General features: G+C 36.9%; 8 protein-coding genes. 2 read left to right on the forward strand and 6 right to left on the reverse strand.

Going from position 1 to position 9,600, the window contains the following annotated elements; translation table 11 throughout:
- Window positions 1-165: 165 nt before the first annotated feature.
- Complete coding sequence (locus tag ACY651_RS10675) at window positions 166-2,175, reverse strand: PQQ-binding-like beta-propeller repeat protein (RefSeq protein WP_462252509.1); 2,010 nt, start codon at window positions 2,173-2,175, stop codon at window positions 166-168.
- A 232-nt stretch (window positions 2,176-2,407) separates the two neighbouring features.
- On the opposite strand from ACY651_RS10675, the gene ACY651_RS10680 reads away from it, so the two are divergent.
- Together ACY651_RS10680 and ACY651_RS10685 are read left to right on the forward strand one after the other, a co-directional pair.
- The gene (locus ACY651_RS10680; protein ID WP_462252511.1) at window positions 2,408-3,862 is read left to right on the forward strand and encodes a M48 family metallopeptidase; all 1,455 of its coding nucleotides are present in this window, start codon (window positions 2,408-2,410) and stop codon (window positions 3,860-3,862) included.
- A complete protein-coding gene (locus ACY651_RS10685; RefSeq protein ID WP_462252513.1) occupies window positions 3,859-5,394 on the forward strand; it encodes a DUF6770 family protein in 1,536 nt (511 codons plus the stop codon). Before ACY651_RS10680 ends, ACY651_RS10685 begins: the two co-directional genes overlap by 4 nt.
- A gap of 215 nt (window positions 5,395-5,609) precedes the next feature.
- Here the strand turns inward: ACY651_RS10685 and ACY651_RS10690 are convergent, their stop codons facing one another.
- The 5 genes from ACY651_RS10690 to rplM all read right to left on the reverse strand — a co-directional run bounded on the left by ACY651_RS10690 (window position 5,610) and on the right by rplM (window position 9,365).
- The gene (locus ACY651_RS10690) at window positions 5,610-6,116 is read right to left on the reverse strand and encodes a pyridoxamine 5'-phosphate oxidase family protein (protein ID WP_462252515.1); all 507 of its coding nucleotides are present in this window, start codon (window positions 6,114-6,116) and stop codon (window positions 5,610-5,612) included.
- A 243-nt stretch (window positions 6,117-6,359) separates the two neighbouring features.
- Window positions 6,360-7,184 (reverse strand): translation elongation factor Ts, encoded by an 825-nt coding sequence (gene tsf, locus ACY651_RS10695; protein WP_462252517.1) that lies wholly within the window; start codon window positions 7,182-7,184, stop codon window positions 6,360-6,362.
- Between the two features lie 173 nt (window positions 7,185-7,357).
- Entirely contained in the window at window positions 7,358-8,269 is a 912-nt protein-coding gene (gene rpsB / locus ACY651_RS10700; RefSeq protein WP_462252519.1) for a 30S ribosomal protein S2, read from the reverse strand.
- A gap of 142 nt (window positions 8,270-8,411) precedes the next feature.
- Window positions 8,412-8,801, reverse strand: coding sequence for a 30S ribosomal protein S9 (gene rpsI, locus ACY651_RS10705; protein ID WP_462221692.1), 390 nt, complete (start codon window positions 8,799-8,801; stop codon window positions 8,412-8,414).
- A gap of 120 nt (window positions 8,802-8,921) precedes the next feature.
- Window positions 8,922-9,365 carry a 50S ribosomal protein L13 gene (gene rplM / locus ACY651_RS10710; protein ID WP_462252521.1) on the reverse strand — a complete coding sequence of 148 codons (444 nt, stop codon included), beginning with the start codon at window positions 9,363-9,365 and terminating at the stop codon, window positions 8,922-8,924.
- Window positions 9,366-9,600: the final 235 nt, after the last annotated feature.

The raw sequence follows: 9,600 nt of genomic DNA on the forward strand, positions 1-9,600 counted from the left end.
AAATTAATTTTTAACAAATACGGTTTGGCTAAAGCCATTGCATTTTCATTGCATTACCACGCCTTTAAAGGCGTGGTAATGCAAATTGAGGTTCTAGGCTTTAGCCAAATAAAAAAACGGGTTGCATTTTTGCAACCCATTCTATTTTTTCCAGAAAATATTTATTTAAAACTTAAATCCCTTTATCTCGTCGTTATCACTTTTTTGAAATATCATTCTGCCCAATTCATCTAATTTATAATCAGGTGTTTTATCTCCCAGCATCATACTCGACATATTTTTGCCATCAACTTTACTTACAATTACGGCACCAGAATTTTTTGCTTCATTATTACCACCCAATGCGGTCATCACCGTCATAAAATCGTTGGCCTGTATGGTTGCTTTAAATCTTTTACTGATTGATGCAAAACTGCTTGCAGCAGCGCCTGCAAAATTGGAGGCATTGGCCTGTGCATTTTTTATGGAATTATCTAAGCCAGGGTCTGTGCTGCCGTAATAACCTTTTGCATAACTTAATTGTGCACTGCGGCTTGCTTCACCTGCTGCAACCATAGCGCATGCTAAGCCACCAAGGCCGCTTAATACTTTTCCCATTCCTGTTCTGCCGGGAGCTTTGTTGTAAGAATGCCACACTACTTTTCCATCGTTGTTATATAATGTTGCATTTTGATCGGATGTTAACAGTACACCATTATCCCTTACCTGCAAAGAGGTTGGATCTTCTTTACCATTAAAATCAATTCCTTTTACCCATTCGTTTAAATCGCCTGTTGCAAAATCAACTTTATAAATAATATCGTTAGCATACACAAAACCAGTTTTGTTGCCGGTGTTATCACCTACACAATTTTTTACTTTAAATCCTTTTTTCCATGTTTTATCACCACTCTCTAAATCTAAAATATTTATTTCGTCGGAGGTGCGGTAGTATAATCCCTGTGGCACCACCTGTAAATCCCTGATCTCTCCTTTAATAGATAATGGTTTTTTGGTTACAGATTTTCCTGCATCCAAATCAATAATGCTGATGTAATTATCACCATCATCTTTTGCAGTAGCTAAAATTAATTTGTTGCCTACTAATTTGTAAGCACTAACATCGCCTTTTAAATCTATTTCATCGCCCCATTTATTTTCGCCTGTTGCAGGATCAATACATAAAATAGAAGCCCTGTTTTTACCCGAAGCCGATTTACGTTTTATTTTTCCCATTAATCCTCCACCGCTTCCGCCTTGCGTAGCCTGATCTTTTTGAGTTTTTTCGGTAGTGGTAACCAGCATACCGTGTGAGTCGTATAAAATATATGCCACCGGCGATTGCAGTTCCACTTCTTTTGTAAGCGGCTTACCATCGGCGTTATTATAAGCCAGCAGTACATCCTGGTTCCAGAAATACACTTTGTCTTTATTATTATCTTTTAAAAAAAACTGGGCACTGGTTGATGTTGCACTGGCACTTAAATCAATATGCTTTCCTTTACCACCCATTAATTTTCCAAAGCCGCCCTTTTTGTTGTCTTCCATTTCCACCACAGGTTTTTCCGTTTTCATATCTACACTCCAAAGCACTTCACCTGTTTGCTGGTTAAGTTTATAAATGTTTTTTGTAGTAGCAATATAAATACCATCGTTTGTTGCCAAGCCGTTGGATACTACTTCCTCGCTGTTTTTATCAAATAATTTTAATTGATCCCATACTTTGCGGCCATCGGCAAGCGATACCATCACCATTTGAAATTTTCCTTTACTGCGTGAAGTACCGTAAAACATCATGCTGTTTAATTCAGGTACGTGAATACGCTTTACCACATTGGCAAGATCAAGCTCTTTTGTATCGGCTACTACTTTGCCGGTAACCACGTCAATAAGAGTATGCTCGGCACCTCTCATAAATTTATTTTTAATTAAGGCAGCATAAGGAGTGCCTTCAATGGGGTCGTAGTTTTCTTCTTTTACATCATCAAGGTTATCTACTTTCCAGGTTTCTATTCCTGTATCGGGGTTAAGGCCGTACAATGCATCGCCTGTACAAACTACTAATATACCGGCATCAGATATTTGATACCATTTTACATTACCGGGAAATTTTTTTGTCCATTCTTTTGCTGGTTGCTGGGCAAAAATTACAGTAGCCATAATAAGAGTTACTGCAAGGGTTAACAATTTTTTCATTCTTAAAAGTTTAGGCTGTAAATGTGCAAAAAATAAAAGCCTGCCCAATACCCTGTGGTGGGTATTTTAAAAATAAGGGGCTAGTGTCTTTTTCGGCTATGCCGTGGTTTTATCCACAGCTAACAATATAATAAGTACGTTTTCGTTGCTTTACAGGGTAACCAAAATTATCGGCGCTTAATTATTAAAATGTATTAAATTCACATTTCAAAATTGTATCCCCTTAAAACTAATGCAAATACCCTTTTACCAGTTTTGTATAAAATTTACAATTACACTGCTGTTTAGTAGCTTTTTAGCTGCTGCAGTAAATGCACAGCAAAGCGATAATAGTTTTTCTCCACTCAGCTCCACCTGCTACACCGATAAAATAGCGCAATTAAAAAAATACACTGTTCCTAAAACTTATCCCGATAAATCATCTCAGGCCTGGTACGAAGAAATATTAAAAGCGGGTAACAAAAGTTTATTAGAAGCTTTTGAAGACGATGAACTGGTAAAAGATTCGTTGCTGTTAAATAAGTGCAACAGTATTCTTAAAAGAATTATTGCAGCCAATACAAATTTTAAGTTTGATACTATACACCTGTATATTAACCGTTCTGTTATTGCCAACGCCGCTTGCTATGGCGAAGGCACAGTTATGATAAACCTTGGTTTGTTTTTATGGATTGACAATGATGATGAACTGGCACTGGTAATTGCACATGAAATTGCTCACCAGTTATTAAACCACACCGACAGCAAACTTAAAAAAAGTATTGCTATGCTTACCTCCGAAGAGTTTAACGATGAGCTGAAGAAAATAAAAAAAGCAGATTATGGAAAATTTGACCGCTACAGAAAGCTAATGAAAGGGCTTACTGTTGAAAGTGGTAAGCACAGCACTTATAAAGAAAGTGAGGCGGACAGTTTGGGTGTGTTGCTGATAAAAAAAGCCCATTATAATACAACAAATGCAGCAAAGGTTTTATTAAAGTTAGATAAGGTGGAAGAATTATTTACATCGAACAAACTATATGTTGTAAAAGATTTTTTTGCTGCCGCTCCAATAGATTCTGTTTATTTTATAAGGAAAGTAAAATACAATGGCCTTTCGGCAATGAAGATAACCATGAATGCAGATAAAGATATCGACAGCATAAAAACACATCCGGATTGTGCTAAACGGTATGCAACAATTGCCGGCAACAATAACCCGGCAACAATAAATTGTTGTACAACCTTAAACAGTTTTGATAAAAATTTTAAAGAACGAGCCATGCTGGAGCTGGTGAGGGATAAATACGAAAATAACAGCCTGGGCCTATGCATTCACCTGTGTATTTTTGCATTAAAGAATCAGTACAACCCCACAGCGTACTATAATTTTTTATCCCTCAGCTTTTCAAAATTATTTTATAAAGATAAAAATTTAGAAAGATTTAATGCCGCCAATACTAATGCTGAAGCCGGCAGTAATTTAAAAGAACTCCAGGATTTTTTGTTTAATTGCAGCACCGAAGATTTAGAAAAGATGGCCGTTTACTTTTTAAAAAATAATACCGCTAACACTGCAGAAGATTTTGACTTTGCCAATATGATGTTTAACACACAGGTAAAAATGAAGGATACAATAACTGCTTACACTAACTTTAAAAATAAATACCCCAACAGTAAATACAATTACTTAATACAAAAAAAATGAAAAAACTAAAACTAATGGCTGTTGCAATAGCCGTATTGCTTAGCACCAACACTTTTGCACAAAGCAAATTATTAGAAAACGTAATTGAAGTGGAGTTGCAAAGCTCTGTTGAAATTACAAACAACAAACAAATAGTTGGTTATGCTCTTTTTTACAAAATAGATAAATTGAAAAAATCAGCAATGTACCGCTTAGAAATTTTAGATGAAAATTTAAAGCCTCTTGGCAATAATGAATTTGAGGGTTCAAAAGATTTAATTTTAAGAAGAGCAGTTTACGAATCCAATCAATTATTATTAAGTTTTTATGATGAAGATAAAAGAGATGGTTTTAAAAGATTTGTAAAAATATTTGATTTAAAGGGCAAAGAAACAGGCATGGTTCCTTACGACCCTGAAAAAGTAAAAAAAGGAATGTTTGGTGCCGCAATTGCAGAGCAAATGGAAGCAATTTATGAAGGCATAGATAATGTGGAAGGGAAAGGGTTTGTATGTGTATATCAGAGTAAAGCAAAAACAGGAGGTGTTGATGTACAAATGATTGGAACCAATGGAAAATTAAAATGGGAAAAAAGTATTACCATCGAAAAAGGCGACAGAACCGATTTGTATTTACTAGCAACAACACCTAATGCAGTTTTATTTTTTGAAATGGACAGGGCCAGTGTAATGGCAAGAGATGCTACAATTTTTTTAGTAGGCCTTAGTACTGAAACAGGTAAAGAATTATTTAAAAAGCCAATGGACATGGGTGGATTATCTTTTGAACCTATGCTGATAAAAAACAGTACAGATGGAAAATTAAAAATTGTTTCTACTATGTTTGATGAAAGTAACAAGTTTGCTAATTCAAAACCAATTGGATTTAGTATTGGAGAACTTAACGACATTACAGGAGAAATAAAAGTATTAAAACATTTTAATTATCAAAATGATTTGGGCAGCGTACTGAATATGAAAAATGAAAGTAAATCGGAAGATGGTTATATTAAGGCGCATGATATTTGTTTAATGCCAGATGGCAGTATGGTGATGGTAGGTGAGTTTTTTAGAAAAACAGTAAGTGCCGGTGGCGCTGTAATGAAAGTGTTAAGTAAAGGCAACGCTTCCGCTGCACAGGCTACAATTGAGGATATGTTTTTATTGCGTGTCGATAATAGTTTTAAAGCGAAATCTTTAGAAAAAATTGAAAAAGATAAGGATAGAGTATCATTACCCACCGACGGTTTGTCAATTGGTTTAATGGCAAGATTACTTACCTATATGCATGCGTTTGGGTACATGTACACCGACGAAGGAATGGACGGGCAGAAAAAAACCATACTGGCACGGGGTTCTTTTGGAGATGAAAAATATGGTACCGTTGCCATAACCATCGATCCTAAAAAGGGGTTTACGCAAAAAAGATTTGATCTTGTAAAAGAAAAAAAAGTAAGCTACTATATTACAAGAGGTAAACCGGGCACCGTTTTAATTATGAAATATAATTCTAAAGAAAAAACTATTGCACTTAATTTGGAAAAAGTAAACTAATACCAATTAGACATTGAATCTACCTGATTAAAAAGCTGTCAGGTTGAGGCTGTCAAAACCGGTGCGATGGCCAACCCGCCTTCGACAAGCTCAGGCTGACAGTATTCTTTCAATGTCTAATTGGTATAGCCAAAATATATTTAAAACTAAAAAGGTTGCTTCAACTAAAATTGAAGCAGCCTTTTTTAATTACAGAAAAATATTGAAAGGGAATTTTATTTTACATTCAACTCACCTTCTTCTGCATCTACTAATGTTTTACCTGTAGCAACAGATGCCAGCATTTTAAAAAAGTTAATCATCTTGTTTCCTTTGGTATCCCAGTAATAAGCACTAACCGGCGTAATTTTTATAAGTGATAAATTCGGATCATCCTTACCACCCTGGAACCAGGTTTTTACCAATGGCGACCATAACTCTTCAATTTTATTTTTATCAAACAAAATTTCAGCTGTACCGTTCACCACCATGTAGCTCATTTTACCGGGGTGGCTGTAAAAAAGCTGCACATGATTATTTTCTTTTATTTCCCTGTTCTTATCACTGTCTTTAGCACTAAAAAACCATAAGGTGCCATCATCATCTACACCCTGTGTACTCATGGGTCTGCAGGTGGAACCATCATCTGTTTTTAAGTTGGTGCAAAAAAGAGCAATATCAATATCCATCGCCAGCTCTTTTAATTTATTCACTGCTTCTTCGTTCATTAAATTCTTATCCATAAAATATTTTTTTGATGATTGAATAATAATGAACTGAAAAATATATGCCAATAAAAAAGGCAATTTTTCACATGCTTTGTTAAGCTAATCCACATTTTTGTGTACAATAGATTGTACAAAAGCTATGGCGCTTAATACACAATTGCAGCAGTACGGGACTTTTTTTTCCCAATTACTTGTAAATGCAAAAGGGTTGTTTCAAATAAATGAAACAACCCTTTTTATAAAGTTTGAAAAAAAGTATTAGCCTAATGCTACTCTTTTAAATTCTACTAATTTTAAATCGGCATCAACACTCTTTAAGTAATCAGCAACAGTTTTGCCGTTATCTTTTACAAATGGCTGGTGCAATAAAGTATTATCTTTTAAAAATTTATTTACTTTACCTACAGCAATTTTTTCAGCCATTTCAGCTGGTTTGCCTTCTGCTTTAATTTGATCAATAGCTATTGCTCTTTCACGTGCAATAGTTTCTGCAGGTATTGATGTTTCGTCAATAGCCAATGGATTCATTGCTGCAATTTGCATGGCAATATCTTTACCGGCATCAACAGCTACTTTATTAAACCCTGCTAACACACCCATGCGGTTTGCACCGTGTATGTAAGAAGCAACGTATTCCGCATTCACTCTTTCAAAACGTGTGATAGCAATTTTTTCGCCAATGGCGGCTAATTTATCATTCACCATATCAGCTACTGTTTCGTTGCCAATGGTTACTGCGTTTAATTCTTCTGCTGTATTTACATTGTTTGCAATGGCTGCATCTGCAATGGCTTTTACAAAAGCTACAAATTCTGCATTAAGACTTACGAAATCTGTTTCGGCACTTACACATAATACAATACCGCTTTTGTTATCGGCAGTAGTTTGTGCAATTACCACACCTTCTTTAGCTTCACGGTCGCTGCGTTTAGCCGCCACCTTTTGGCCCTGTTTACGCAACCAGTCAATAGCTGCTTCAAAATCGCCGTTACTTTCAGTTAATGCTTTACGGCAGTCTAACATACCGGCTCCGGTTGTTTGACGTAGTTTGTTAATGTCTGCTGCTGTTATAGTAACACTCATTGTAATGGATAATTAATAATTAATAATGGATAATGTTTTAGATTAGAAAGTGCATTCGTTAAAACATACTTCATAAAATTCAAACATAATCTTCGCTCCAATCTTCGCCTTTTCTCTTCCCCTCTGGGGTTCTCTGCAAGAGAACGAACGTTAGTTCAATAGGATGGGGCTATTTACCTTGCTCCACCAGGTCCACCAGCCGGTCTTCTACCACCCTGGCCCGGACCAGCAATTCTGCGTTTTGGTTGGCCACCCGGTCCACCAGGACCTCTGCTACCACCGCCGCCTCGCTTATTTCTGTCATCGCCGCCGTCTGCTTTCTTTTCAAACCTTGCTGCTTTTGCCTCTGCTGATTCTTCTACATCGCTGTGTTCATCTTCATTATCTTTATCGCTCTGGCGCTCCTGCAAACCCTCAGCAATAGCCGCAGTTAAATAATTTACAATAATAGAAATTGATTTTGTAGCATCATCATTTGCAGGAATAGCAAAGTCAACTTTATTAGGATCGCAGTTGGTATCTACCATACCAAAAGTGCTGATGCCTAATTTTTTTGCTTCGGCCATAGCAATGTGCTCGTGCCCTATATCTACCAAAAATAAAGCAGAAGGTACACGGCTTATTGCAGCAATACCACCTAACACTTTTTCCAATTTTTCTTTATCACGGCTTAATGTTAAGCGTTCTTTTTTAGTAAGATTTTCTGCGCTGCCGTCGTTAAGCATTTTTTCGATGCTCTGCATTTTTTTAACGCTTTTACGGATAGTGTTGAAGTTGGTTAACATACCACCCAACCAACGTTCGGTTACGTAAGGCATGTTTACTTTTCTTGCACATTCGCTCACAATCTCTTTAGCCTGTTTTTTAGTGGCTACAAACATTATTTTTTTACCGCTACGTGCAATGGCTTTTAATGCCGCTGCAGATTCCTGTAAACCCTCAACAGTTTTGTTAAGGTCAATAATGTGAATACCTTTCTTTTCTGCAAAGATGAAAGGGAGCATTTTTGGATTCCATTTCTTTTTTAAATGGCCAAAGTGAACACCTGCTTCGAGTAACTGTTGTTGTAAGGAAGTATTTTCCATTATTTATAAATTGATAATTATTTAATTGATAATTGATAATGTTTAAAATCCGGCAATGTATTCTTAAATGAAATACTTAGCATAATTAAAACAATATTCTTTGCTAAGGTCTTCTCCTTTTCTCCCTTTAGGGGATAGGGGTTTAACGCTTGCTGAACTGGAAGCTTCTTCTTGCTTTTTTGCGACCTGGTTTTTTACGCTCAACAGAACGTGGGTCACGCTTTAGCAAGCCGGCTGCTTTTAATGCCGGACGAAAATCGGCACTTACTTCAAGCAAGGCACGGCTAATGCCCAGCTTTGCAGCTTCGGCCTGGCCTTTAACACCACCACCGGTAGCATTAATTACCACATCGTACTTATCACTTGCTTCAATAGTTTTTAAAGGCGCTTCTACCTGGTTTTGTAAATACACCAGCGGGAAGTAGGCTTTATAGTCTTTACCGTTAACTGTAATTTTGCCTTCTCCTTTACTAAGGAAAACACGTGTTACAGCTTCTTTTCTGCGGCCGACTGCGTTTTTTTGCTTTTCCATTTTTGTTTTTTAGAAGCCCCTCCAAACCTCCCCGAAGGGAAGGCTTTATAGAGCCTGTTACTTTAAAAGTATTTTTATTAATCAGACACCAGTTCTCCCCTTCGGGGAGTTAGAGGGGCCTTAGAATTTTAGATCCTTTGGTTGTTGTGCACCGTGCGGATGATCGGCACCCTGGTAAACAAATAATTTTTTGTACATCTGACGGCCCAAACGGTTTTTAGGCAACATGCCTTTTACGGCTCTTTCGATAAGCACTTCGGGCCTGCGCTTTTGCAAATCCTTAGCTACTTCTTCTTTACGTCCGCCGGGGTAGCCGGTGTAGTGATCGTATAATTTTTCATCCATTTTGTTACCGCTTAACTTTACTTTTTCGCAGTTGGTAACAATGATAAAATCGCCACAGTCAACGTGGGGTGTGTAATAGGCTTTGTTCTTACCTCTAAGAACAGCCGCAATTCTGGCACACATGCGACCAACGGTTTGATTAGTACCATCCACAACGTACCAATTGTGTTTTACGGTAGCCTCGTTCGCATGTTTTGTTGTAAAATGTAATTTGCTCATCTTTTTCTTTTTTTGCTTCTGGCTGATATTTTTATTCAGGGCAGCAGCGATTTTTAATAATCAGGGTTTCCGCCATCCCGGTGGCCCTGCCCTTAAAACTGCAACAAAATTGCTATTGCTTTTTTGGGACGGCGAAGGTAAGCCTGTTTAGGTTTCATTTCCAAACAAATGGGGAAGTATTTTTTACAGGGGCTTTGTAAAGCGTTGGTTTACAGTAAAATTTTTGACTGATAAT

Source organism: Ferruginibacter sp., from assembly GCF_031391665.1.
Taxonomy (GTDB): Bacteria; Bacteroidota; Bacteroidia; order Chitinophagales; family Chitinophagaceae; genus Ferruginibacter.